Origin of the sequence: Leptospira perdikensis, assembly GCF_004769575.1 — a bacterium.
Classification (GTDB): domain Bacteria; phylum Spirochaetota; class Leptospiria; order Leptospirales; family Leptospiraceae; genus Leptospira_A; species Leptospira_A perdikensis.
This window is the reverse complement of record NZ_RQGA01000017.1, coordinates 68582-94310: the sequence shown is the minus strand read 5'-3', so window position 1 is coordinate 94310 and position 25729 is coordinate 68582. Positions and strand designations below refer to the sequence as shown.

The following is a 25729-nucleotide window of genomic DNA, read 5'->3' as shown; positions in this document are numbered from 1 at the left end:
ACATTCTACATAGATGACATGCAAAAACAAGTTTTCTTTCCATTCGGAATCATAATCCTTTCTTCTTTTGGCTGGTTTGTCTTTGCTTATGCCTTAAATACTGTCGATTCGACAAAAAACTTCTCCGTTCCAGCATTTGCCTTTGGTTTTTTGACCCTTTCTCTTTTGTATTTTTTAAGTAAAAAATCAAAATCGACACCAACTGAAAAACCGAAAAAAAGAGATGAACTCGTCCAAAATCTATTTGCATTGGAAAAATTCAAAGAAGAACTGATTTCCTTCAATGACCCAGACCAAATTAGCGAAACCATTAGCCAGTTCCTTGCATCGAAAATCCCAGCAGAATTTGTACAAGTGTATACTTGGGACGAAAAAGAGGGACAATTTCGTCCTAGACCCTTTTTAGAATCACAAAAAAAGAAGTTTTCGGAACTACCTTCCCTTCCGGTCTTCAATCCCTTTTTGTTATGGTTATCCGAACGAGAAGGAATCCATATCAAAGAAAACTTCATTCAGTTTGCTTCAACAAGTCATGAAAAAATAGCCAAACAAGCATTAGTTTTTTTTACAGAAACCAAATCAGAGTTAGTCGCAACTCTTTCGATCAAATCTAGCCTTGTGGGATTTATCCTTCTCGGGAAACATAAAGAAGGGAAAATTTACGATATAGAAGAAATCGAAATCATTTTAGAAATCCTGTCTGTTTCCCTCATGTCTCTTTCCAATTCGATGATTTACCAACAGCTGTTAAATTTAACAGAGACCTTGGAAGCAAAAGTAAGAGAACGAACCAAAGAATTAGAAGAAACCCAAGCCCATCTCGTTCAGTCTGAAAAAATGGCATCACTTGGGGTGATGGTTGCAGGGATCGCTCATGAGATCAACACTCCCGCAGCAGTCATCAATGGTTCCGCTGACAACTTAGATGCCAATTTGGTATTTGTATTGTCCCATTTAGGAGAGATCACCCATCTCATTCAAAATCCTGATTTTCGTTCGATTTACTTAGACATTCTCTTTAGTTTTGTAAAAGAAGATCCCGCAGCCAAAATCGATCCGAAAGATAAATTCAAATTGAAAAAAGAAACCAAGTTTCGATTCATCCAAGATGGAATTCCGGAAAACGATGCTTCCGACCTATCAACTTTTCTAATCGACCACCATCTATTACATATGCAGGACGAACTCATACGAATTTGGAAAGCGGGTGGAAAAGAAACCTTCGAGATGTTAAAGAATACTTTAAGTCTACAAAGAAATATCAAAAACATCAAATATGCGATTCGTAATATTGTACGGATTGTCAAAGCTCTGAAATATTATTCTCATTTGGGACAAGCTTCCTACTCTGTATCCGACCTTCACGAAGGTTTGGAAAATACACTTGTGATCATGCAAAACCAAATCAAACATGGAGTAGAAATCGAAAGGCTTTATGGTACAATCCCACCTGTTCGTTGTAACATTGACGAACTCAACCAAGTATGGACAAACCTCATCACCAATGCCATCCATGCGATGAAAAAAATAGAACATCCAAAACTGACCATCTCCTCGAGAAGGATTGGAGAAGACTATGTAATGATTAGTTTTGAAGACAATGGATCAGGAATTCCCTCAGACATTAAAGATAAAATTTGGGATCCCTTTTTTACCACGAAAGACCAAGGGGAAGGAACTGGGCTTGGTCTTGGCATTGTGAAAGGAATTATTGAAAAACACAAAGGTAGGATTGAAGTGGAATCAGCTCCAGGACGTACTCTTTTTATGATTTACTTGCCGTTAGTTGGCCCTGGAGATGTTCCGAGTATCCCGAAAGAAATCTTCCGGGAAATTCGAGGTTAAGAAAAAAGTGGTCTACCGAGAAGTTTTTCCCAACTTGCTTTAGTTTGTTCAAAGTTCTTTTTTAATACTCCAACTTCGCTTTCATTCGACGATTGTTTTGCCTGTTTCCATTTCTGGTATTCTTGTAAGGCTGATTCACGTAAATTTGTAAGTTGTTCTTCCCAATGACGGAGTTTTTCCTCGCCTACATTCGCATATTTATGGAGAGTTTCTTTTTCTTTCAAAAACATTGTTTTTTGTAAGATTTTTTCTTCAGAAACTTTTTTCAAATTATACGTGAGCCCCAAATAGGAAAGACCTTTAATCATCCATTTAGACGGATCATAATCAAACCAACGAATACCATTTCGATAATCTGATTGGAATTCATGATGGAAGTTATGAAATCCTTCACCAAACGTAAAAAAGGCGATGATCCAATTATCTCTAGCAGTTTGTTCTTTGGAAAAAGTTCGTTCTCCCCAAACATGACAAGCACTGTTGATAAAAAATGTAAACTGGTGAACAACGAATAGTCGAAGAAATCCCGCAACAAACATTCCTTCTAAAAAAGAACCCCAAAACATAGTGATAAGGCCTGGAAGGAAAAAACACATAAAGATCGAAATGGAATAAAAATGGTTATGTTGCCAAAGAACCAGAGGATCATTCACCAAATCTTGAACTCCCTGTTGGACATACTTACGTTTGCGAAACAACCAACCAATATGAGCAAACCAAAATCCTTTTTTGATGGAATAAGGATCTTTGTCTGTATCCACAAATCTATGGTGGATACGGTGGTCTTCACTCCATTCGAGAGCTGTCGATTGAAAGGCCGCGGCCCCAAAAAGAAGTAATAGGAGTTTGATCGGAGCTTTTGCTTCGTAAGCCTTATGAGAAAAAAGTCTATGGTAACCCACGGTGATTCCCATTCCGGTTGCAAAGAAATAAAATACAAACAAGGCCCAAGTACCTAAGTGAATGGTATCATAAAGATAGAAGTAAAGAGATCCGAAGATCCCGACTAGCGGGGAAGTGAGTAAAAATATCGTAGTCACCCAATCCATAGGTGCTTTCGTTTTGATTTCAGCTTGTGTCGTCATAGAGAATTCCTGTTTCATGGAGTCTGAGTCCCAAACCAGGATTTCGGTTGCAAAAAATATGAGTACAGAACGTTACAAACCGGGTTTTTTAGAGCAGTGGGGACGCCGGGTTCTCATCAGCATCGGTTCTCGTGCTCGTAAACCGAAAGACTCTGGCAATAGTTTTGCCTACCATACAAGGATTTTGATCTTTTCAGGTATTTTTTGGTCCTTTGTAATTGGATTTTTACCATCCATTGTTTTTGTTTATCTTTGTACCTACCTCCCCCCTCTTTCTTTTTGGCCGCTCCATTCACTCTCTTTCCCTGCCCTTATGGGATTTGTATTTCTACTGATCCTTGCCACCGTCATAGAATTCTACCTCCTCTTTCGATTGGGTTTTTATCTCTCTTTTCGAATGGCACAGTATGCAGACATAGAACTTGCCGAAGAACCAGAACTCATCACTCCCATTCCAGGAATGATGGCCCGTTTGGTTTTGGAGATTCCAGATCCAAGAGTTCGTTTGTATGGAATTGATCCTTACAAACATCTAAACGAAAGAGCACTTTTTTTTCGCACCATTTTATATAAAAGCAAAGTATTTCTATCCAATATATTCGCAAAACTATTGTTAAAGGTATTTTTAGGAAGAACAGGTCTTCGTTTTTTGATCGAATACATATCTGGGCCAGTGACAGGAATTTGGGATAGTTTAACTACCTATATGATTTTGTACGAACTTCGCAAACGGATCATCACAAGAAAATTATCCGATGCTATGTTACATAAAATCAAATCCAAAAATCGTAGTGAAATATTTATAGAATCCACTGTAAGAGCAGTCGCATTATCCATTGTTTTTACAAAAACTTTCCATCCTAACTTTGAATATTTGCTCTTTCGATTGATTGGACTTTTACCGGAAAAAGACAAATTAACAAATTTAGACGACTGGACTGAGTTTGTCCGTTCCCTCCAAAATCTAACAAAGGAAGAAAGAAAATGGCCCATTGCAATCTTTGCTCTTTGTTCTTCTTTTGATGGAAATTTGAACAAAGAAGAATTGGAGGCGTTTCAAGAAATCACAGAGATTTCACCATCCTGGCTTCTCGACCGTGTGCGCATTTTAGGTGGAGTCATTCGGAAAGGGGAACTGACAGAATCTTTACAATGGATGGAAAAAATCCTTCCCGAAGAATCAAGCCATTGAAAGACTAGAATTGGTCTAAAAACACAAAGGAGACAATCATGGCACAAGTAACACTCAAAGGAAACCCCGTACCACTCGAAGGGAACATTCCCAAGCCAGGGGACAAAGCACCAGACTTCCGAGTCGCAAAACAAGATTTAGGTGATTTAACATTAAAAGACCTTGCCGGAAAGGTGAAAATTCTCGTCGCAGTTCCAAGTTTAGATACAGCAGTTTGTGCTCTTGAAACAAAAAAGTTTAATGAAAAAGCTGCCAAAGAAAACGGTATTACAACTCTTATCATTTCTGGTGACCTTCCATTTGCAATGAAACGATTTTGTTCCACAGAAGGAATTGATTCTGAAAATTTAATTACTGGATCTCAGTTCAAAGATTTTTCATTCTCTAAAAATTACGGAACACATATAGCTGCGGGCCCACTTGCTGGACTATCGGCACGTGCAGTTTTTGTTGTCGATAAAGACGATGTTGTAAGATATTCCGAACTTGTACCAGAAATTGGAAGTGAACCCAATTACGATACAGTTCTTGCAGAAGCTAAGAAACTCGTTTAGTTAATTCATGGATTTGGCAGGGGAGATTTTGGTCCGCTGCCAATTCTTTGATTTTAGAAACAAATTCTCCATCAAAACTAAAGAATACAACCTTCCAATCTTCTTCTGCACTTGCAATACACTGGAGTGTGTATGCCAAAGCGGAATCTCTCCTGTTTGAGTCCATATGCCGAAACGGTTCGTCTAACAAAAGATAGGGCAAATTGAACTGTTTTCCAATCCGAAAAGCATATTCCAAACGTAATACATAAGAAATTTGTTCTTTTGTTCCGGTAGATAAATTTGTATAAACCAAACTTTCTTTTGAAGAATCATTGGTGAGATGAATTTCATCAGAGAAGCCATTCCATTGGATTTGTTTGGAGGGAAGAGATCCTTTTAGAGCATCCATTCTTGTTTGTAAGGATTTGACAAGAGAGGACATTTTGTCCGTACTTTCCACCTGCATCTCAGAAAACACTTCTGACAAAACTTCCAAAGCTTGGAAGTTTCTATCCAAATCGTTTTTCCATTTTTCTTTAATTTCTAAATCTCGTTTGGTATTTTCCCATTCTTTTTGTGCAGGAACCATTTGTGATTCTAGAACTGCCTTACCCGTATCCAATTTTTTTTCTAAGTCTAAAATGGTTCGTTCCAAATCTCGAATTTTATCTGTAAGAGTTTGAATTCCATTTTCTAATCTTAGTTTGGTGGCCCGGTCCTCAGAGGAAAATGTTTTTGAAATTCCCTTTTTGTCCCAATCACTGAGTTTTTCTTTGAGTTTGAGTTTCCATTCTCCTAAATCATCAGTACCCCATTTTTTGGATTCGGTTTTCAAAGATTCAATTAAAGTTTTTAATTTATCTTGTTTCAGTCGAATTTGAACAAACAATTCCGAAAGTTCCGATAAAGAACTAACACCAACTTCTCGCCAAATAGTAGTTAACTCTTTTTCCTTTTCGGAAAGGTTTTCATTTATTTTTTTATCTTCCGATCGGAGACGAGTGATTTCTTCCTCCAAAACCGTCATCGATGTCGCAATGTTTTCCGATTCAAGTTTTTGTTTGGTATAATCCCGATCGAATCTTTGAAACGTAAGCAAAAGTGATTCCATGGTGAGAGAATCCGGTTTCCATTCCCCTAAAGTTTTGGTTTCCATTTCGGAGGCAATACGCCGAATCATTTCCTGCCATTTGGGTTCGTCTCTTTCGACTTGGATCTCTTTCGCACGAAATACAAAATATAAAGACAAACAGGAAAAAATAACAGGTATAAAGTAAATCCAAACACCAAAGTCAGAGAATAAACAAAGGATGAGAGAAAGGATTGCCAAAACTCCTGATCCCCCCGCCAAACTTCGGTACAGTGGGTTCCAAATGATTTTTTGTAACACAGGAGATTCTTCTTGGAATTTACGAAGTGTTTGTTTCCATGTTTCAAAAAAATCAAAATAGGATTCTAGTTTTTTAGATTTTTGTTCTGCTATTGTTTTTTGAGTTTTAGAGGATTCCCATTTCGAATCTAAATTTTGTAATCTTTCTTTTGAAAGAGTCAATTTTTGTTCTAAGGTTTGAATTTCTCCATCCAACAATTTCCCTTTACGATCCCAGTCCGATTTTAGGAATTTTTCTTCTTGTTTTGATTGGGTTTCGAGAGTTTCCCATTGTAATAATTGGCTATACACACGATCGGCTTCACTATGTTCTTCGGTTTCTTTCCATTCAGCAAATGCCTTTTGTTGTTTGGATTGTTCAGCCAAGGTAGAGGTGAGATCCAATTTTAATTTTTGACGTTCTGCCTCCCAGATGGGTAGGTCAGCAAATTGTGAAGAAATTTTATGTAAGGAAAATTCAGAATCGTTAAACTTTTGTTTAGCGGCTTCAAAACCAGACAAAGCCAAATTCCATTCTTTGGCAGATTTTCTAGTTCCTGATTTGGCAGAAAGTTGTTCCACTTGTTCTTTTAATTGCGAAGGATTGTATCCACTATCGAATATTGTTTGTTCGATGGTGCTCACCAATTCCTTTTCGGAACCGACATCCATATTCCCTTCGCGGATCACAAGAGAGTTCAAATATAAATTCTGAGAAATCGAAAGTTTGGGAATTCCCAAATCAGAACTTCGCTCTGGTTTGTATCGGGCATTAAGTAGGGCCCCGTATTTTGTGCTTCCGACTACTTTAACAAGAGCGGAAACAATAGCGTCTAGAATGGTTGTTTTTCCTGATTCGTTGGGACCTGTAAATACAGTCACTTTTTCGATAGGGAATTCTTTTTTGGAAAAGATACCGAAGTTTTCTAATTTTAATTTCATCGGTTTTTCTTTCCTTCCAAAATCAAACGAATGCCTGCGACTCTAGTATGTTTCCAAAGAGTAGAATCCATTTTTTCTTTTCGTTCATTCATTTTGTCTAGGAACTGTTTTACAAATTCGTTTTCGGACAAATGTTGGATGACTGTGATTTGCGATTCGTCGGGATCAAATTCTAGAATACGAAATTTTGATTTCCATTCGCGAAGAACCGATTCTTGAAATTTTTGTTTTTCTGTCATCGAGTCCACATAACCTGCAAAACGAAAAACAACCCAATCCGCGGGATTTGTACCTTTTAAATAAGTTTCGATACTCTCTTCTGGTTTTCCTTCTGTATCGAGAGACACAAGAATTTCTCTGTATTCACCAGCATGTTTCCAATACACAGGTTCTGTTTGTATATTCGATCCATCGATATGAATGAAAATACCACCCCTAGGTCCGGATTCTCCTTTTCTCCAAACACGAGAAGACCCCGCATAACCAACGTCACATTTCCCAACAGTTCCCATACGTGCTCGGTGGAGGTGTCCAATTGCAAGGTAATCCAATCCTAAGTTTTGAATCAGATGAGGATCTAAATACGATCCACCCTCTTCTTCTTCCTCATGAAGGCCGGTAAAACTCATTCCTGAAACAGTTCCGTGTGCAAGCCCTATCCTAACTTTCGTTTGTTTAGGAGGTGGGGGGGAAAGTAATAATCCTGAATAATTTTCTTGATGGGGAATGGCTAAAAATTCAATTCCTGAATCTTCAAATAAAGAATAGGGAGTTTCATCGAGAACTTTTACTTTTGAGGACCAATCATAATCCGCATAACGATTGCTACTTCCTTTTTTTTCAAGAATTTCATGATTTCCAGGAAGAAAATAAACAAGGCCCGAATAGGAAGAAACCTCTTTTAAAAAATCAGAACGTAGTCCCTCTAGGTCAGGAAAGGTATTAAAAAGGTCACCACAGAATAAGATACGATCGCATTTTGTTTGTTCTGCGGTATCAAAAATTTCTTTCAGAACCGTTAAGGAGTAAATTCTTTCGTCCTTAGAACTTTTAGAGAGATGGAGGTCGGAGACTTGTAATAACTTCATATTGTATGATTAGGAGAGAGTTTACCTCCCCCCTGGGACAAATTAAAGAATTCACGAAAAAAAAGCAAGACCCGGTTAGATTACCCGGTCTTTTTTGAAATCTGCAATTTTTTCCTTGGAGTAACCCAAATCACCCAAAATCGCCTCTGTATGTTCCCCATGTTCCGGGGGATCATTTCTGTAGACAAAGGGAGTCTCGGAAAAGTGGAAAGGAGACCCAAATTGGAGGATTGGCCCATATTTGGGATGGTTTCGTTCAAGAACCATTCCCCGGTCCTTCATGTGCGGATCCTCTGAAACTTCTTTCATGTTGAGAATCGGAGATAAACATGCATCAGTATTATCAAATAACGGTTGTAAGTCTGAATAAGTTTTTGATTTAAAATATTCTGTCAACGTTTGTTTAATTAGAGGAATATTTTCTTCGTTCATTGGATGGTCTTTTGTAAGATTCTCCATTCCCGCTGCTCGCAAAAAAGTTTGAAAGAACATATCTTCCAAAGCACCAAGAGCCACATACCTACCTTCTTTGGTTTCATACACATTATAATTTGGTAATTTACCAGAGAGAATATCATTCCCTGCTTCTGGAGATGTTCCAGAAGCTGACAAAATTCCACCGTATAACGAAAGAAATTGGAGAGAAGCATCTGTCATGGAAATATCGATACGTTGTCCTTTACCTGTTTTTTCTCTATAGTAGAGAGCGGCAAGGATGGCAGAAAGAGCAGTGAGAGTTCCGCCTCCCACATCGGCCAATTGGAAACCAGCAGGTCTTGGAGGATTTCCGGTTTGGTCAAGGACTCCCGAGATCGCGAGGTAATTCAAATCATGTCCAGCAAAGTCTACGTACTTACCCGAAATTCCATAGCCAGAAATCCCACAATAAATCAAACGTGGAAATTTTTCTTTTAAGACTTCATAACCAATTCCCATCTTATCCATTCCATCAGGACGAAAACCTTCGAGTAAAATATCAGCATCTTCCAAAAGTTTGAAGAGAATTTCTTTTGCTGATTCTCTTTTTAAGTTCAGTGTGATCGCCTTTTTATTCCGATTCAACATCATATACAAAGCAGGGTATCCAGTTTTTCCTTTAAACATAGCCCTAGAGCCATCGTAGGCTCGAGGGTTCTCGATTTTGATAACCTCTGCTCCCATATCAGCTAAGTGTTGCGAACAGAGAGGCCCGGGAAGGAGTAAAGAAAGGTCGACTACTTTCACACCGGCAAGTGGTCCTTGGGACGTTTGATTTTGATTTTGGCTCATTGTTGTTTATTGCATATCCTGGAAATTTTTTTTCTGATTTAGGGTATTTTTTCTCGTAATATATAAAGGGAGAACCCTAATTGGAAGTCATACGAGGACAAAAGGGAATCATGTTCAGGGTCTGTTTTTCCATCGTCTTCCTCGCTTTCTCCACACTCTCTCTTTCCTGCCAATCCATAACACCCATTAATCTGCAGAGGTTATTCGGTTCTTTTTTTGCGTCTACAACCGGGCAAGGTTCTGTCATTTACGAGTCTGAGAATTTTTTATTTACGAGTGAAAACGGAAGACAAGCAGAATTCACAATTCGTTTGAACATAGAACCCAACAGTTCAGTAAGAATTGGGCCAATCACTGTCTCTGATCCAACTGAAGGTGTCTTATTGTCGGCCACATATCTGGAATTTTCCGAAGAGAACTGGGATACTCCACAAAGCATACGTTTGGCGGGAGTAGATGATCTTATTGCTGACGGAAATCAAAATTATAGGGTCCAAATGGGGACAATGGTTTCCACTGACATCCGGTTTTCAACACAAGGCCTTCCTGTCTTACTCGTAGTTAATACCGATAATGAATCCTCTGGAGTTGCAGCAAGTCCAACTCTTGGTCTCATCACTTCCGAAACGGGAGAAACAGGAACCATTGCTTATGTTTTACAAACAAGACCTATGCGAGATGTTATCATCAGAAACTTTGTTTCAAATGACACCACGGAGGCGACTGTTGCTGCTGTAGAACTTGTTTTTACACCTAACAATTGGGATGTGCCTCAAACTGTCACAGTCACTGGTGTGGACGACTTTAGCGTGGACGATAGTACCTTTCAAATATCAGCAGATCCTACAGTATCAGATGATCCCGCTTATTTAGGAAAAACCGTTCCTACCATTACAGGTACAAATGTTGATGATGATGTTGCTGGATTTACAGTGGTCAATTTATCAGGACTCACAACTACGGAAGCTGGTGGTGCTGTGAGTTTCGCTGTTGTGATGAACACTTTGCCTACCCATTCCGTAACCATTCCTTCGATTGTTGCTACACCTAGTACAGAAGGTACAGCAAGTCCTGCTTCTCTCACCTTTGCACCAGGCGATTGGTTCACTCCAAAAATTATCACAGTGACCGGTGTGGATGATTTTATTGTGGATGGCTCCAAAACCGTCTCTATTGTTTCGGGTGCAGCCACTTCTACAGATACAGATTACAATGGTTTGGCGGGACCAGTGTTTCCTTCCGTTACCAATACCGATGATGATGTCCCAGGATTTGTTCTCACTTCTCCCGGAAGTTTAACGATATCAGAGAATGGAGGTACTCTTTCCTTTGCCATCCACCTATCCTCCCAACCACCTCCAGGATTTACAGTAACACTCACGGGAATTTCAGAAAACAATACCATAACAAACGCTAGCACCACGAATTTAATTTTCACCAATGCCAATTGGAACATAGACCAATACGTCAACATTACAACAAATAACAACTCAATTGACGAAGATACAAGGACTGTTACTTTACAGTTTGGAACAGTGGATACTGGTGGTTCAGCCGATCCTGTTTATAATTCGGTGACACCACCTTCACAAGTGACTATACTTGTGACAGATGATGATACAGCGGGATTCACTGTCACTCCGGTCGGTGGACTTGTAGTTCATGAAAATGGAACACCAACGACCGAAACCTTTACCGTAGTGTTGAACTCACAACCTACGAACTCTGTCAGCATTCCGACAATCACATCAAGTAACACCTCTGAAATTACGGTTTCTCCCAGTTCTTTAAACTTTACTACGGGTAATTGGAACACACCACAAACAGTAACCATTACATCTGTGTTAGATGGTTTAGATGATGGAGACCAAAATGTTAATATTACATTTGGGAATTCATCATCTTCAGATCCGAAATACAGCTCTATCTCCATTCCCGCAGTGACTGCCACCAACACAGATAGTAATGAACCTTTGGTTCGTATTCAAAATCTATCTGCCTCATCGATGGTGGAAAATGGAACTTCTACTATTACTTTTGAAATCAGACTTTCCTTAAAACCAAATGCCAATGTAACGATTGGTCCTATTACCTCCTCGGATGGAACAGAAGCCGTTCTACTCAATAGTTCTGCAGGAGTTGCTGCCTCACGTACATTAACATTTACACCAACAAACGGGCAGGCAGCAAACTATTCAGGTAATACAAGTGATAGTGGTTGGGACGTGGCACAGGTTGTGACCATTCGTTCCGTATCTGATTCTTTTGATGATGGGAACATTCCTGTCACAGTTCATATCCCACAAGCGAGTGGATCTTATTTCACGGGGCTCTATCCAACAGGCAGTTTGCCTGGTTACACAGAAACTAGCGGAGATTTGGTGGTTACAATCACAGACAATGATACAGTTGGTTTCACCATCTCTTCTACAACTCTAAATCTCACCGAGGGGGGAAGTGACGGAACTTTCACTGTTCGTCTGAATGCCGCCCCTTGTGACACTCCCGGCAATTTAGCAGCTTGTGCTTCCGGTTCGGTGACCATTCCGATCACAGGAGAAACTTTTAGTTTACCCGACTCCACTCAATACACATTTTCACCGGCAAGTCTCACTTTCACTCATACCAACTACTCAACAACACAAACGGTGACCATCATGGTCACTAATGATTCCATCAATGAAATTGCCACAAGGACCCACACACTTACGTTAGGTGCAATTTCAGGATCTGGCACTGACTATGAAGGAATGAATCCCGCAGACATCACAATCAATATCGCTGATGATGACAATCCTTCTCCGAGCATTCTATTCACTCTCGATGCAGGGCAACCTTACTTTACCACGGAGTCAGGACAATCAGCGATGTATAGTCTCAGGCTTGGAAGTCGACCCATTCCTGGAAACCAAGTAACAGTGACCGTAGCCACTTCTGATGCCACAGAAGGAATGATCAATGATGGTGGATCTCCCGTTAGTTCTAAACAATATGTATTTGATGAAACCAATTGGAGCACGTCCGTTCCTGTGGAAATCCAAGGAGTTTCCGATGCCTTAACCGACGGGAACGTCAGTTATACGGTAACAGTAAATGGAACAGAAACAGGTTCTATGCCATCTTGGTATGTTAGTTTTGTAGGAAGCACAGGAGCCACTGCAACAATTGTAAATTATAGCACTTCAGAAAATCCAATCACTGTAGTTACACCGACGAGTATGACTCGCGCAGAAAACTCGGCAGCCTTTCCCATTTATATTTTACTCAGCCAGGCCCCGACAGATGATGTCACAGTTCCAATATCTGTCACAACCACTTTCCCTTGCGAATTGATTGTAAGTCCTGCTGTTCCCCAATTTTCTCTATCAGTAAGTTCTTTGACCATTACAAGTGCCAATTGGAATACCATTGGATCCCATAACACAGTCACTGTGACACCGAATGACGACGCTGTGGATGACGGAAATGTATCCTGCCCGATTGTAGTAGGAGTTCTTTCTTCTACAGACGGATTTTATAATGGAGTGAATCCTTATCCATCATCCAACTATCCGATGCTCACCTTAAATGATAATGATAGTGCAGGGGTCACTTCTTCAGGCTTCACACCCGCCACAGTCATCACTTCCCAATCGGGAGCCTCTTCTGCATTTTATATCCATTTGGATTCACAACCCACAGCAGACATCACAGTAAACTTTAGCACAACTCCTGGTGGACTAGTGAGTTTTCCGACAGCACCTCTTACATTCACACCAACTAATTTTGGGACGGGCCAACTAGTCACTGTTACAGGACTTGATACAGCTGCGGTCGGTGATGTGAGTTATACAATATCATCTGTTGTGACATCTGGTGAAACTGGTACAGGGTTCACACCGTCCGCGATTTACAGTGCCCTCACACCTTTAGCCATCTCAGGGAACCACATTAACTATATTTACGACATCATACCATGTACTGACTCCAATCCAATGAATGCCTGTGGGATATCTGCAAATAGCTCCGGTGGTCTTGTCACATCACCTAACCTAATCACTACGGAAATTGGAGGGCAATCCCGAATGCAAGTTCGATTGCGCGCACGACCGTCTTCCAATGTTACCATTCCCGTTTCTAGCTCCAATGTTGCGGAAGGAACTACATCCGTTTCTAATCTAGTATTCACCTCCAGTGATTGGAATACTTACCAAAACGTTGTCCTAACCGGAGTGGATGACTTTCTTGTGGATGGGAATATGGCTTATTCGATTTTATTTGGATCGCTCAGTGGCGGAGGAAGTGGGTTCAATGGAGAATCCTTACCAAGTGTTTCTGTAACAAATCAGGATAACGATTGAATTGATTCTAAGAAAATCAATCCAATGAACTCACTACTGAACATATCCCTGTTTTTTTAAAATTTCTAAAGCATCCGTTCCTAATTCTTGTTTGGAGGAATAAGATTTTTTTTGTCCACCTTCCTTCCAAAAATAAACCTTTGCATTTGGATGGATGATAGGACGTTGGGAACCCGATTCGTATAACAAATCGCAGTTGGACTGACAAGAAGCCATACTCACACCAAAGTATCCTGTAAAAATATCTGATTTTGGGATTTGTTTTTTAGAAAACCATACATTGAACTCTGGAAAACTCACATCGGGATACACTTCGAAACTAATTTCAAAGGGCTTGGTTCGTTTTGTATGAATCCGAACCAATTTTCCCTTCTCTTCTAAATCCAAATCTTCAGGAAGAGTCTCCAGACGAATGGTTCCTTGAGTGACTCGAATTTGGATTTCTGTATCTTTAGATTCTGGTTGGACCGAAAGATGGTACAAAGGAAGTTTGGGTTCCATCGAACGAATATGTTTCCAAAAACGAAGGATCTTCTTTTCCAAAGTTGGATTTAATTTCATATCTTTCAAAGCTGAAATATTGGGAATACGTAACGAATTTTCTTGATTGGGATCTTTTTTAGCATCGGAATACAAATAGAATTCGCTACCCACAGAACCTTGCCAAAATTTTCCGACTTCATGGAAACGATACGATCTTTGCAAAAGGAATTCTGACCCTTCGCCATACCCTTGTGTAAATCTAGTTTCGCCGTAATATGTACGTTTGGTAGTTTCCAAGTTCTCAATTAATGGTTTAAGTGATTTTCCTTGAATGGACTTAGGAATCGAAAATTCACAATAATCAAGAACTGTCGGAAATAAATCAATGGAACGAGTCATAGAAGATATCGACTGTTTGGTGGTTGTACCAGGTAATTTGATAAGTAAAGGCACATGGATATTTTCTAAAAACAAATCCTGACCATGACCATAGTATGTATTCGTTCCTGTAAAAGGAGAAATGGCATGGGCTGCGTTCATCACCTCGCCGTGATCTGCTGTGATAAGGATGAGAGTATTGTCCCAAAGATTTTTGTTTTTTAACTCTTCAAAAACCTTCCCCAACTCTTCATCTACAAAAGCAACTTCACCTAGATAATTTCGTTTCTTTTCATCTAAAATTTCTTTAGTTTGGATTCGACCAGTAAATCCTTCCGGCGGAGTATATGGTTTATGTGGATCATTATAGTTTAAAAATAGAAAAAAAGGTTTTTCTTCAGAAACAATTTCATCTAATACTTCTATTGTTTTTTTTGTAATTTTTTTTGTATCTTCATTGTAATTAGAAAAGTCGTATAATTGATCAAAGCCGACATCTACCCCAAGACCAAACTTATCTGTTAAAAATGGATTATTACCAACCATATAGGTAACAAAAGAATTATCTTTGAGTAATTTAGGAAGTGGGTGTTTTTCTGTCCGATAGAATGCCTCAACCTCTGACTTTGTAGTGGGGTAATCCCAAAAGTTGACAGGATTTGCAGAAGCATACTTTCCGGTAAAAAAAACAAGTGTGGATGGCCTAGTCCAAGCTGCATTTACCAAATGGTATTGGAAGTTGATCGCATTATTTTGAAACAAATCCAAGTTAGGTGTGACACCATAATGACCGATGATGTCACCTCTCAAGGAATCGATGACAATCCAAAGAACATTCGGACGTTTTTTTGTGGTTGAAGGAATCGATTCAGGTTCAGTATCTGAACCTATCTTTTTACAAAAGAAAAAAGGGAAAAAACAAAATAGAAAAACGAATAAAATGAAGTTTATGAAAGCAGATTTTAGTTTCAAAACTTACGACTTAACGTCAAACATTTGCAAGGCGGTAAGCCAAACACCTACCAATATGAATGCAATGCCTAACCACTGCGTTAAGTTTAACCTTTCCTTAAAAAAAAGCGAAGATGCGATAAGAACGATAATAAATCCACTAGAAGTAAATACAGGATAAGCAAGAGAGAGTTTCAAACCTTTACCTAATACATAGCGGTATCCAAGTAGAGCCAAACCGAAACTCGCAAGCCCTCCGATGAAGTAGGGATTAAATACAGTAAAGATTGTATCCCAAAGACCACCCGATAAAGTTTTTGTATGATCTTGCATAGATGAAGATTTGATTAAAATATTAGCCAAGGCATTAAAGAATACGGCTATACAGAAGAAGAGGATGACCTGGAATTGCATGGGATACAGACAAAATCCGATCTAAATCGGGAAGGGTCAAATAGAAAAATGAAATCAAAATCCTTTCGGTTCAGAAACTGGGAATGCGCCTACTTAGATTCGGAAACTCCGGGTCCCGTTCTCGTTTTCTCTCATGCCAATGGCTATAGTGCCGGTTGTTATCAGTATTACTTTAATTTATTATCGAAACATTACCGTGTGCTTGCTCCTGATTTTTTAGGCCACGGTCGTTCTGAATTTAGTTTAGAATTCCATAATTGGAATGTGTTTCGAGATCAAATCTTGGCACTACTCGATCACGAATCCGTTCTAAAAACAAATATCATAGGTCACTCTCTGGGTGGAGCATCCTCGTTACTGGCAGCAGCCAAAGAACCTGATCGATTTGAAAAGGTTCTTGCGATGGATCCAGTCATCCTTGGTTGGAAGATGATCCTACTCTCCAAATTTTTAGAAAACCCACTCGCAATGGGTGCCAAAAAAAGACGAAGTCATTTTAAATCTATCGAACTTGTTAGGCGATCATTCCGAAAGTTCCCTGCCTTTGCAAACTTTGAACCTTCTATATTTGAGGATTATTTAAACTCTTGTTTTGTGAGCACTGGTCATGAAGCGGAGGTCAAACTTTGTTGTGATCCAAGGGTGGAAGCAAAAATTTTTGGGCATGCCCACTTCCATGTCTTCAAAAACTTTTACGGTATCAAAACAGAAAACCATATTGCGATCCCAGAAAAATTCGAAGTCTGTAGTCCCAAACATGCGAACTTACTCACAAAAGTACATCCCAATTCTGATGTGACCATCTTCCCTGGCTTCACTCATTTTTTTCCGTTCGAGAGACCGGAAGAAACTTGGAATTGGATGCAGAAATGTTTGGGGATTAAAGAAGGGCAAATTAGCTAAAGAAAGTGGAGGCAGATAACACAAAGTCTGATATCTTCAACGTTTATCGCAAAAAATAATTTTTGGCTCAAGTTCCTCTGAGTTCTCTATCATACAAATGTATTTTTCATTGTTCTGAACAAATAAAAGATCTTTTTTCAACGCAACCTGAATGGTAATTAAGTTCTTATCAATCTTAAACGATGTGATGGAACAGCTACCACCGCCTGCTTCATAAGCACAAGTGTATATACAAGCCTGATTGTTAATCTCAGAACAATCTTTTGTTTTATAAATATTTCCAATCATATATTCTGAATTTTTTGCTTGTAAGTGAAAAATTGGATAATTATGATTCAGGCGGATCAAACCAACATACTTATTTTTTTCACTTGGACAGTTTTCTTTTAAATAAGCGGAAAATACCCATCCTTTCGTTCCATTAAATTCAACTAGAGACCAATTTGACTGAATGCCATTAATCAAATCCTGATGATTAGATAATTGATAAATATTTAGAGATTCACCGTATTTTAGTATAAAGTGTGTCTTCTCATGAGGACTTGGGTTTTCTCGTAACTTTAATCCATCCATAAATACACATTTAGTTGCAATCGGAACTTCTGTGGATTTTCGATCCGTACCGATACATTGTAATGCGAAAACTGCAAAAATAAAAAAGAAGACCTGTTTCGAAAAGAATATGATCTTTAAATTTTTTTTTGAGTTATGTTTCTTTTTCAATTTCATAAAAAAAATCTCGAGGTCTACTCGGATGGCTCCCCCCCTATATATTAATCGCTTCCCCAAGAACAGCAGCAGCACTTTCCATAATTCCTTCCGAAAGTGTTGGATGGGCATGAATGGTGTTTGCCAGTTCCCTGACTGTGATTTCCATATTGGCACCTAATGTTAGCTCAGCGATCATTTCCGTAGCCCCACTCCCAATGATATGTGCCCCCAAAATTTCACCGTGTTTTTTATCGGAAACAATTTTTACCATTCCCGTTGTGTCACCTTGGGCTTGCGCCCTTCCACTGGCCGTAAATGGAAATTTACCTACAGAGATTTCATATCCGAGTGCTTTTGCTTTTTCTTCGGTAAGACCCACACTCGCCACTTCAGGATGGCAATAAGTACAACCGGGAATATAAGAATAGTTTAGTCTTGAGATTTGTAAATGGTGCGGATTTCCGAGTCGCACAGAAATATCTTCTGCAGCACGAATACCTTCAGCACTCGCCACATGAGCAAGGGAAGGTGTTGGAATACAATCCCCTATGGCATAAATATGATCCACGGTAGAACGATAGTTACCAACAAAGTCGACAAATCCATTTTTTAGTTTGATCCCAATTTCATCCAATCCAATAGAACTAGTATTAGGTGCAATTCCTACTCCAACAATTACCTTATCAAAGTTTAATTTTTCTTTTTTTGCAGATTTACGATCTTGTAAAGTAAGTTCAACCCCCGATTCAGAAACCACGGCCGTTTCCACCCCATGACTTAAATACAATTCGATCCCTCTTTTTTTAAAACTCCGTTCTAATACTCCTGAGATTTCCAAATCTTCATTCGGGAGTAGATGGTCTTGGAATTCAATGATAGTCACTTTAGATCCCATACTGGCATAAAAATCAGCAAACTCAACTCCAATCGCACCTGCACCAATAATAGCAAGATTGGGAATTACTTTTGGTTCAATCATTGCGTCCTTAGCAGATAATACACGTTTGCCATCAAATGGCAAAAAAGGAAGAGCCTTGTTTTTCGCACCTACCGCTAAAATATAAAAATCTGCAGTGTAAGTTGTTGATTCACCAGAACTTGGTTTTACTAGGATGGTTTTAGAATTTTGAAAACTAGCATCTCCATTCACGACGGTGATTTTGTTTTTCTTCATCAGAAACTCAACACCTTTTGCCATTTGGTCAGCAACAGAACGAGAACGTTTGATTACAGCATCAAAGTCTGCTTTGATATTATCACAGGAAAGCCCAAAAGTGGCAGCGTGTTTTAAATGTTCCAATACATGTGCACTCTCTAACAGAGCTTTGGTGGGAATACAACCCCAATTCAAACAAACACCCCCGAGTTTTTCACGCTCAACAACACATGTTTGCAAACCTAATTGTGCGGCACGGATGGCTGCGACATAACCGCCAGGCCCTCCTCCGATAACGATCACTTGAAAATGGTTTGGATTGGACATACGTTCTCCCGATAGATTGGGATACCGTACGCAAAAAAGAAAGTCAAGACCTCTTTTTTGCTACAACGAGCATCCGTGCGCCCGTTTTGATATATTTTTCGCCGTCATAATTGCTATATACATGTAGGACATCAAATTTATTATCATCTAAAAAATTCTGAACTTGCGGAAAATGAAATACCCGCATTGTATGTTTATCTTTTAAATCTTTTTGGTTCAAATTATAAACATAGTTCACTTCGACAATGGCTACGTCATCTGCTCTTGTTAGACGAAATCCCCGATTCCTTCGAATCGATGTATCACCTTGTCTTACGTTACTCACAGTAGTGATTGGTTTTCGTTTGATTCTGTGAATGGGGTCTGCGTTCCAGATTTCTAAAACCAAAAGACCAGCCTGTTTTAAATTTTTATGGCAATTCCTTAAGAAATTTTGGACCAAATCGTCATTGATGAGATAATTAAAAGTTCCATACAAACAAATGATTGCATCTACCGGTTGTTTGGCGACGTAAACTTCCATTTTGCCAAGTTCAAATTGGCAATGAGGAAATCGTGCCTTGGCAATTTCTAACATACGAGGAGAACCATCGATACCAAGTGGTTTGAAACCCATACCTTGGAGTTCTTTGATATGTTCTCCAGTCCCACATCCAATGTCTAAAACAGTACTAATTTTATGTCGCTTAAATGTTTCCCGAAGGAAGAGGATTTCTTCCGAAAACTTGCGGCTTGCTTCTTCGATGGTAAAATAGTATTCAGCCAATTCGGAATAGAGTTTCATTTGCCCCTAGCGGAAAGGGAAAATCAGTTCAGTGAATCCCCATTTTACCCGTTATATTGAGTAACGGCTAAGTCACCATGAAACGATATACAATTCCAACAATTTTTTTTATCATTGGAGTGATCCTTCAGTATACATTCTATTTTTCCTGGGTGAGTTTTACTCTCCTCACCGTTTCTTGTTTGTTACTCGCTTTATTCTTATACAGTTTGGACTTTCAAAAAAGAGATTCTTTCCTCGAACCAAACCGTTTACAAGATTCAGAAACTCCATCAGAGGAAACCCCACATACTGATATAATTTTCGATACAGAAACATCCTTACCGAAAGAACCATCCAACGCAGAACCAAAACAGAAAGAAATCCTCTGGAAAAAAGATCCTATTTTACTTGCGAGAGAGTCAGTTCATTCGGAAGAACGATCTTTGTTTTGCGAAACAGTAAAAGAATTTCCCTATCCTTATCTCACAGAAAAACTCACTTCCATCCAATATGTTTATTATGATGGAAAAGAATTTAAGGAATGTTATTGGCAAAAAGCAGGTATGATGGTCGAAACCGATGACAATCCAGTGGAATGGGAAGAATACGAAGAAGGACGAATCAGAGAATTACTTCCTGCAATTTCAATCGACAAACGAAAGTTATACATCCCGCTCACAATGAATGGCCATTTATTTGGTTATTTATGTTTCTCTACTAAAGAGTCTTGGGATGAATCAGAAATCCAATCTTTCTGGGAAAAGTCGACTATCATCTCAGAAAAAATTATGGTAAAAAGAGAATATGCCAAAGTAACAAAACATCCCATTTCAAAACTTTTCAATGTATCTCACTTTTACCAAATGGCAAAATCAGCATTTGAATCCAAAGAAAAAGTAACACTGATTCTTTTCAAATTCATTGACACTAACTTCCAAACGGAAATTGCGATTGGACTGAACCTACTTGGAAAACAAAATGTTGTTCTTGGTTTGGGTTTGTATCAACTAGAAGAGAATTTATATGCGGCCATTGTTTCCAATGAAAGAGTCGATCGTTTTTCGGAATTTTTTAATCAGTTCATAGAAGAATTGGATAGTCTCGGTTATCCTTCAGAAGTTGCCCTCGGTTATTCCAACCAAAACATTCAAGGAATCAAATTTGATGTTTGGATCAAAGCAGCATACAAATCCTTGGAAGAGAGTATCCTCTACCACGCAGCCTAAATGGATCCGTTAATTGACGAAAAATTCATTCTGACAGTTTCACAAGTATTACCAGAACACTTTCAAAAGTCTCTATTAGTATTTGCGGAACGAGAAGCATACGGACCTTCTAAAAATGAAGGCCTCTGTTTTGAAAATTGTACACTTGTTGAGTTTGTTGGCGATATCAATGGAAAAGTTTATCTGGCCTTAGATGGTTATACCAAACTAAAACTCCTTCCCAAAATTGCGAAAGCCTTTCAAATTGATCCCACTTCTCGTTCGCACTCTGCATCCATCATGATGGAGTTTGCAAACCAAATCGCTGGAAAATTGATTACTGAAATGAGACTGGGGCGTTACGAAATTGATATCTTACCACCAGAAAATTTAAACCATAAACTCGTTCCTATATCCTTAGAACACTTTCGCCAATATATACTTATCTTTAATCTCAAAGATAGAAGAGGAGAAGAGTATATGGGTAGACTCTATTTGATTTTATTGTTGGAAAAATTTCCCACCCCAAAAAACTAATTCCGAATGAAACCTTATGTTTTGGCAATCCCACTCGTTTTGAATTATGCTGGGCTTAAACAAAAAAAACCTTTAGAACGTAAGGAACTCCAATTACCAGGCACAGGCAGACGAGTATTTCATTTTTATCCAACGGGCAAAAATCCGGAATCATTGCCAGGTGTTTATATCCAACACGGAATGAGTGCCATGGGAATTGACGACCCAAGGATTTTGGAACTCGCAGAAAACATTGCAAATTCCAATCACAGTGTAATTCTTCCTGAACTTCCAGAAGTAAAAGGACTTCGAATCGAAGAAAAAACAATATCCAACATAGAAGATTTAATGATGGAAGTTTCCTCCACCAAACATCTATTTAATGGCAATGACTTAGGATATTTATCTGCTAGTTTTTCGGGTGGGATGGGACTCATTGCAGCTTCCAAGTCGAATACAAGAAAGAAAATCAAAACATCAATGGCCATCGGTGCTTATTGCGATTTTTTAGATACCGTACCTTTTGTATTTTCGAACTACGATATCGACCCTTATGCTGTCTATGTCATTCTCTACAATTTTCTCCATTGTTTTGAACCAAAACTTGCAGAGGAATTACAACCTGTATACTATGCAGCGGCCCTCGACAATGGACTCAAACGAACCGGAAAGGACGCCCAGACCGAAACCTTACTCGAAAGAACTTCGGCCCCGGCGAAAGAATTTTTTTCCCAAGTGGGCACTGACGAAAACTTTAGGAAAGATCTTGCCAAACGAGTTCTGAACACTGTCCCAAAAAATCTTCCGGAAAACCTCTCTCCATTTTACCAATTAGAAAGTTTGGATGGCCCGGTTTCCCTCCTTCACGGAAAGACAGACCCCGTCATTTCACCGGATGAGTCAGAAAAACTGGCCTTCCTCTTCCAAAAAAAAGAAATTTCCTATGTCCACCGCACCTCCACAGCGCTAACGCACGGGGACAGCCTCCCCCTCCACTCCCAAATTTTCGGGGTTCCGGCCCTCCTCCAAACCTTCGGAAGTTTTCTATATTGGCTCGACCGATAGAATTTGTCGTTTCTCCTAAGAAACCTGCCGATAATTGTTACAGAATGGACGTAAAAAATGCACCGGACTTCAATCCGGAACGGGGACTGAAAATCCAAATCTCCGAGGATCGACTAACTGCAACTTTGGTGGCAAAACCAATTTGGTTGTTAGGTGGTTCTATGAGCAATATTTTAATTTATGAAGCTCTAGACAATGCAACCGTCCATAGGGATCGAATTTTGATGAAAGAGGTTGATAAAGCCGCCATCGAAATTGATAAAATTCTAAAAGATCCCACTAAGGTAAAAGAAGATTTCAATTTTATAGTTGCTCAAGGGAACCCCGCCAAACAAGGGGAAAGTGGTTGGATTAAATTCTATTTTCCAAGAGCACAACGTGTTGTGTTAAAAGAAGACGGATCCGCTGATTATAGAAATATCAACAAATACATTCACGTAAAAGAAGGCGAAAGACTTGCCACTTTATTTGAAGGTGTTGCTGGGGAACAAGGAATTGATGTTATTGGAAACCCTATTTATCCCAATCCAATTGATAGACCAAGACTTACCTTAGGTAAAAACGTTCTTCCAAAAACAGTAGAAGATCCAGAAAAACCGGGACGACAACTAAAAGAATACTTTGCCGGTCTCAGTGGCGTCGTATTTTCCACGGACAATTCTCTTACAGTATCTCCTGAGTTAAACATCGAAAGTAATATTGGACTAGGAACAGGTAACATCAATTTTGAAGGTGCCATCCGTGTGAAAGGAACTATCGAAGAAGGTGCTGTAGTTAATTGCCAAGGTTCTCTTTATTTAGATGGTAACGTAGAATCTTCCGATGTTGTTGTGGGTGAAGACTTAGAAGTCAAAGGTGGAGTCAAAGCCAAAGGCAAAGGTGTCATTCGAATCAAAGGAGACCTTCGTGCGAAATTCATCGAAAATGGAAATTTAGAAATCGATGGAGATTGTATTGTAGAGAACTTTATTTTAGGCAGTAAAATTCTTTGTTTAGGAAACGTAATCCTAACAGGCGAAAGTTCATCTATCATTGGATCTGACATTGTATCTTACCAAGGAATCACTGTATCTTCTCTCGGTTCCACAGCACAGATGGATACCGTTGTGGAAGTGGGGTTTCATTATCGAAATGATCGACTTTTTACAGAAGGTAGTTCCCGTCTTACTGATTTTGAAAGAGAGTTAGAAGCACTAGTTCCTGAAATTCAAAAGATCAAAGAAGTGGTACAAAGGTCTCGTGGCAAAATAGACGATGCCAGAAAAGAGAAGTTTAAAGAAATCTTTGATGCTTATCAGAAAAAAAGTAAAACCGTTGAACTACTCCGATCAAAAATCGAAGAACTCAAAGGTGCCCGATACAACCAAGATAATGTTAAGGTTGTTGTTCGGAATACAGCCCATCCAGGTGCCGTTATTAAATACAGAAGACAAGTGGAAAAAATCACCAAAGGTCAAACTGCATTTGTGATGAACTTTTTTCCGAACCAAGACAAAGCAATGTTAACTGCTTTTAAAGGCAAATAATCCTAAACTATTATAACTTTAGTCCTAACTTTTTTAGTTTGGGAAAAATTACATAATGGCAGTAGGGATTCTGTGGATTTGAAGTGAAATAGTTTTGATGGTAATCTTCCGCCGGATAAAACTCTGGTGCCGGAGAAATTTCAGTCACTATCGGATCGGGAAACATAAATGCATGTTTTCGTTTAGATTCCACTGCGAGATCTTTTTGTTTTTCATTCAAATAAAATATAACAGAACGATATTGTGTTCCAACATCGTTTCCTTGTCTGTTGAGTGTGGTAGGATCATGAGAAATCCAGAACACTTCCAAAATTTTTGAGTAAGTGATGACCTCTGGATCAAATTCGATTTCTATGACCTCTGCATGCCCCGTCGTGCCAGTACAAATTTCTTTGTATGTGGGGTTTTTGGTCGATCCACCTGCGTATCCTGACCTTACAGAGAGAACGCCGGGAATTCTAAGGTATACAGCTTCTGTGCACCAAAAACATCCACCACCTAAAATTACTTTTTCCGTCATACAGTCTTTAGACGAAGAGAAATCTCTGAAGGCAAAAAACATCCAAATTCTGTGATAAAGTTTTTGATTAAATGAGCTTTTGTAACATCAAAAGAAGGATTTAAGGCACGAGCACCTTGGGGTGAGGTTTTTCCTTCAGGAAATAAATACTTTCCATCCTCAGATTTTAAAAAATCAAATTGAGTGACTTCCGATTCTTTACGCATTTCAATGGGAATTTCTTCTCCCGTTTTTAAATTCAAATCGAAACTATCCTTTGTAGCACATACATAAAAAGGGACACCATGTTCTTTTGCAACAATCCCTAGATTGTAGGTTCCAATTTTGTTAGCTGTATCTCCATTCGCGGCAACTCTGTCACAACCAACAAGAACTGCATCAATTTTACGATGGTTCATCAACCAACCAGACATCCCATCCGTAATGACATAACATTCGATTCCCTCTTCCATCATTTCAAAAGCTGTGAGTCTCGAACCTTGAAGAAAGGGTCTTGTTTCATCAGCATAAACCACTACTTTTTTTCCAGCGTCCCGTAAACTTCGAATGACTCCAAGCGCTGTTCCGTGGCCTGCAGTGGCAAGTGCCCCTGTATTACAATGAGTGATGATATGAAATTCCGATTGGTCTTTAGGAAATAAAGAAACTCCATTTGCACCTAACGCCTTATTGGCGGCCAAATCTTCTGTCATCATTTCCAAACCATAGGTTTCCCAAATCTTTTGGATTGATTTCCAGTCTGTGATTCCTTTTACACGGTTTTTTGCCTCCCGAATGGCATAACTCAAATTAACGGCAGTAGGTCTTGATTCCAAAACTGCGTTAAGTAAAAATTCAATTTCTTCTGGTTTGGCGGTGCCGGTTTTCCCAGTAGCTCCAAGAGTCAGACCAAAAACACCGGTGATGGCAATGGCTGGCGCTCCCCTAACAGCCATTTCGCGAATGGCGACAATTGTTTCTTCGGCTGTGGATAATTTTAAAAATTCCTTTTTCCCGGGTAAAATCCTTTGGTCGAGAAGTTCTAAATATGTGGATTTCCATTGGATGGGCAAAAATTCCGGATGAGGCATCTATCCACTTTTTTGGTGCGTTGCAGGAAAAAAATACAAAAACAGGTTGACAGATTCCTGTGCGGCGCACAA

The 25729-nt window shown here is 39.2% G+C and carries 20 protein-coding genes; 9 read left to right on the top strand and 11 right to left on the bottom strand.

The genetic code is table 11. The features are described 5' to 3' along the window. The first annotated feature begins 18 nt into the window (after positions 1 to 18). Entirely contained in the window at positions 19 to 1845 is a 1827-nt protein-coding gene (locus tag EHQ49_RS17155) for a sensor histidine kinase (protein ID WP_135580968.1), read from the top strand. Here the strand turns inward: EHQ49_RS17155 and EHQ49_RS17150 are convergent. After that, positions 1842 to 2930, bottom strand: a complete 1089-nt coding sequence (locus EHQ49_RS17150; RefSeq protein WP_135580966.1) for an acyl-CoA desaturase — start codon at positions 2928 to 2930, stop codon at positions 1842 to 1844. The genes EHQ49_RS17155 and EHQ49_RS17150 overlap by 4 nt on opposite strands. Positions 2931 to 2988: 58 nt before the next feature. Here EHQ49_RS17150 and EHQ49_RS17145 point away from each other — a divergent pair, with 58 nt between their 5' ends. Together EHQ49_RS17145 and tpx are read left to right on the top strand one after the other, a co-directional pair. Next, the gene (locus tag EHQ49_RS17145; RefSeq protein ID WP_135580964.1) at positions 2989 to 4122 is read left to right on the top strand and encodes an LBF_2804 family protein; all 1134 of its coding nucleotides are present in this window, start codon (positions 2989 to 2991) and stop codon (positions 4120 to 4122) included. Between the two features lie 38 nt (positions 4123 to 4160). Further along, positions 4161 to 4676, top strand: coding sequence for a thiol peroxidase (tpx, locus tag EHQ49_RS17140; protein ID WP_135580962.1), 516 nt, complete (start codon positions 4161 to 4163; stop codon positions 4674 to 4676). On the opposite strand, the gene EHQ49_RS17135 is transcribed toward tpx, so the two are convergent. The 3 genes from EHQ49_RS17135 to EHQ49_RS17125 form a co-directional block, all read right to left on the bottom strand. After that, positions 4660 to 6969 (bottom strand): ATP-binding protein, encoded by a 2310-nt coding sequence (locus EHQ49_RS17135; protein WP_135580960.1) that lies wholly within the window; start codon positions 6967 to 6969, stop codon positions 4660 to 4662. The two genes, tpx and EHQ49_RS17135, sit on opposite strands and share 17 nt — an antisense overlap. After that, positions 6966 to 8057, bottom strand: coding sequence for a metallophosphoesterase family protein (locus tag EHQ49_RS17130; protein WP_135580958.1), 1092 nt, complete (start codon positions 8055 to 8057; stop codon positions 6966 to 6968). Before EHQ49_RS17130 ends, EHQ49_RS17135 begins: the two co-directional genes overlap by 4 nt. A gap of 75 nt (positions 8058 to 8132) precedes the next feature. Continuing rightward, the gene (locus EHQ49_RS17125) at positions 8133 to 9326 is read right to left on the bottom strand and encodes a CaiB/BaiF CoA transferase family protein (RefSeq protein WP_135580956.1); all 1194 of its coding nucleotides are present in this window, start codon (positions 9324 to 9326) and stop codon (positions 8133 to 8135) included. Between the two features lie 80 nt (positions 9327 to 9406). On the opposite strand from EHQ49_RS17125, the gene EHQ49_RS17120 reads away from it, so the two are divergent. Continuing rightward, positions 9407 to 13666, top strand: coding sequence for a beta strand repeat-containing protein (locus tag EHQ49_RS17120; RefSeq protein WP_135580954.1), 4260 nt, complete (start codon positions 9407 to 9409; stop codon positions 13664 to 13666). A 33-nt stretch (positions 13667 to 13699) separates the two neighbouring features. Here EHQ49_RS17120 and EHQ49_RS17115 read toward each other — a convergent pair whose 3' ends face one another. Next, positions 13700 to 15499 (bottom strand): sulfatase, encoded by a 1800-nt coding sequence (locus EHQ49_RS17115; protein WP_135580952.1) that lies wholly within the window; start codon positions 15497 to 15499, stop codon positions 13700 to 13702. A gap of 3 nt (positions 15500 to 15502) precedes the next feature. Continuing rightward, complete coding sequence (locus tag EHQ49_RS17110) at positions 15503 to 15892, bottom strand: DMT family transporter (RefSeq protein WP_135580950.1); 390 nt, start codon at positions 15890 to 15892, stop codon at positions 15503 to 15505. On the opposite strand from EHQ49_RS17110, the gene EHQ49_RS17105 reads away from it, so the two are divergent. Then, on the top strand, positions 15887 to 16795 hold the full coding sequence (locus EHQ49_RS17105) for an alpha/beta fold hydrolase (protein ID WP_135580948.1): 909 nt from the start codon (positions 15887 to 15889) through the stop codon (positions 16793 to 16795). The two genes, EHQ49_RS17110 and EHQ49_RS17105, sit on opposite strands and share 6 nt — an antisense overlap. Positions 16796 to 16831: 36 nt before the next feature. On the opposite strand, the gene EHQ49_RS17100 is transcribed toward EHQ49_RS17105, so the two are convergent. The 3 genes from EHQ49_RS17100 to EHQ49_RS17090 are packed head-to-tail and all read right to left on the bottom strand — an operon-like array spanning position 16832 to position 19773. Next, the gene (locus EHQ49_RS17100) at positions 16832 to 17524 is read right to left on the bottom strand and encodes an SH3 domain-containing protein (RefSeq protein WP_167483022.1); all 693 of its coding nucleotides are present in this window, start codon (positions 17522 to 17524) and stop codon (positions 16832 to 16834) included. A gap of 37 nt (positions 17525 to 17561) precedes the next feature. Beyond that, positions 17562 to 18989, bottom strand: coding sequence for a dihydrolipoyl dehydrogenase (gene lpdA, locus EHQ49_RS17095; protein WP_135580944.1), 1428 nt, complete (start codon positions 18987 to 18989; stop codon positions 17562 to 17564). Positions 18990 to 19032: 43 nt separating this feature from the next. Next, positions 19033 to 19773 carry a class I SAM-dependent DNA methyltransferase gene (locus EHQ49_RS17090; protein WP_135580942.1) on the bottom strand — a complete coding sequence of 247 codons (741 nt, stop codon included), beginning with the start codon at positions 19771 to 19773 and terminating at the stop codon, positions 19033 to 19035. Between the two features lie 77 nt (positions 19774 to 19850). Between EHQ49_RS17090 and EHQ49_RS17085 the strand changes: the two genes are divergently transcribed. The 4 genes from EHQ49_RS17085 to EHQ49_RS17070 are packed head-to-tail and all read left to right on the top strand — an operon-like array spanning position 19851 to position 24067. Beyond that, on the top strand, positions 19851 to 20981 hold the full coding sequence (locus EHQ49_RS17085; protein ID WP_135580940.1) for a hypothetical protein: 1131 nt from the start codon (positions 19851 to 19853) through the stop codon (positions 20979 to 20981). Continuing rightward, positions 20982 to 21497: a chemotaxis protein CheX gene (locus EHQ49_RS17080; protein ID WP_135580938.1), complete on the top strand. Its 516-nt coding sequence runs from the start codon at positions 20982 to 20984 to the stop codon at positions 21495 to 21497. A gap of 6 nt (positions 21498 to 21503) precedes the next feature. Continuing rightward, entirely contained in the window at positions 21504 to 22541 is a 1038-nt protein-coding gene (locus EHQ49_RS17075) for an alpha/beta hydrolase (RefSeq protein WP_135580936.1), read from the top strand. 44 nt (positions 22542 to 22585) lie between these two features. Further along, a complete protein-coding gene (locus EHQ49_RS17070; RefSeq protein ID WP_135581091.1) occupies positions 22586 to 24067 on the top strand; it encodes a DUF342 domain-containing protein in 1482 nt (493 codons plus the stop codon). 10 nt (positions 24068 to 24077) lie between these two features. Here the strand turns inward: EHQ49_RS17070 and msrA are convergent, their stop codons facing one another. Further along, complete coding sequence (gene msrA / locus EHQ49_RS17065) at positions 24078 to 24587, bottom strand: peptide-methionine (S)-S-oxide reductase MsrA (protein ID WP_135580934.1); 510 nt, start codon at positions 24585 to 24587, stop codon at positions 24078 to 24080. Next, the gene (gene mtnA / locus EHQ49_RS17060) at positions 24584 to 25657 is read right to left on the bottom strand and encodes an S-methyl-5-thioribose-1-phosphate isomerase (protein ID WP_135580932.1); all 1074 of its coding nucleotides are present in this window, start codon (positions 25655 to 25657) and stop codon (positions 24584 to 24586) included. The genes msrA and mtnA overlap by 4 nt, the downstream gene beginning before the upstream one ends. Positions 25658 to 25729: the final 72 nt, after the last annotated feature.

Coding starts and splice junctions, on each gene's coding strand:
- msrA (WP_135580934.1), bottom strand. CDS start 24,587: ATGACGGAAAAAGTAATTTTAGGTGGTGGATGTTTTTGGTGCACAGAA.
- EHQ49_RS17085 (WP_135580940.1), top strand. CDS start 19,851: ATGAAACGATATACAATTCCAACAATTTTTTTTATCATTGGAGTGATC.
- EHQ49_RS17130 (WP_135580958.1), bottom strand. CDS start 8,057: ATGAAGTTATTACAAGTCTCCGACCTCCATCTCTCTAAAAGTTCTAAG.
- EHQ49_RS17110 (WP_135580950.1), bottom strand. CDS start 15,892: ATGCAATTCCAGGTCATCCTCTTCTTCTGTATAGCCGTATTCTTTAAT.
- EHQ49_RS17125 (WP_135580956.1), bottom strand. CDS start 9,326: ATGAGCCAAAATCAAAATCAAACGTCCCAAGGACCACTTGCCGGTGTG.
- EHQ49_RS17155 (WP_135580968.1), top strand. CDS start 19: ATGCAAAAACAAGTTTTCTTTCCATTCGGAATCATAATCCTTTCTTCT.
- tpx (WP_135580962.1), top strand. CDS start 4,161: ATGGCACAAGTAACACTCAAAGGAAACCCCGTACCACTCGAAGGGAAC.
- EHQ49_RS17070 (WP_135581091.1), top strand. CDS start 22,586: ATGGACGTAAAAAATGCACCGGACTTCAATCCGGAACGGGGACTGAAA.
- EHQ49_RS17135 (WP_135580960.1), bottom strand. CDS start 6,969: ATGAAATTAAAATTAGAAAACTTCGGTATCTTTTCCAAAAAAGAATTC.
- mtnA (WP_135580932.1), bottom strand. CDS start 25,657: ATGCCTCATCCGGAATTTTTGCCCATCCAATGGAAATCCACATATTTA.
- EHQ49_RS17075 (WP_135580936.1), top strand. CDS start 21,504: ATGAAACCTTATGTTTTGGCAATCCCACTCGTTTTGAATTATGCTGGG.
- lpdA (WP_135580944.1), bottom strand. CDS start 18,989: ATGTCCAATCCAAACCATTTTCAAGTGATCGTTATCGGAGGAGGGCCT.
- EHQ49_RS17090 (WP_135580942.1), bottom strand. CDS start 19,773: ATGAAACTCTATTCCGAATTGGCTGAATACTATTTTACCATCGAAGAA.
- EHQ49_RS17145 (WP_135580964.1), top strand. CDS start 2,989: ATGAGTACAGAACGTTACAAACCGGGTTTTTTAGAGCAGTGGGGACGC.
- EHQ49_RS17150 (WP_135580966.1), bottom strand. CDS start 2,930: ATGACGACACAAGCTGAAATCAAAACGAAAGCACCTATGGATTGGGTG.
- EHQ49_RS17100 (WP_167483022.1), bottom strand. CDS start 17,524: ATGAAATTGAAAAAGAAACATAACTCAAAAAAAAATTTAAAGATCATA.
- EHQ49_RS17080 (WP_135580938.1), top strand. CDS start 20,982: ATGGATCCGTTAATTGACGAAAAATTCATTCTGACAGTTTCACAAGTA.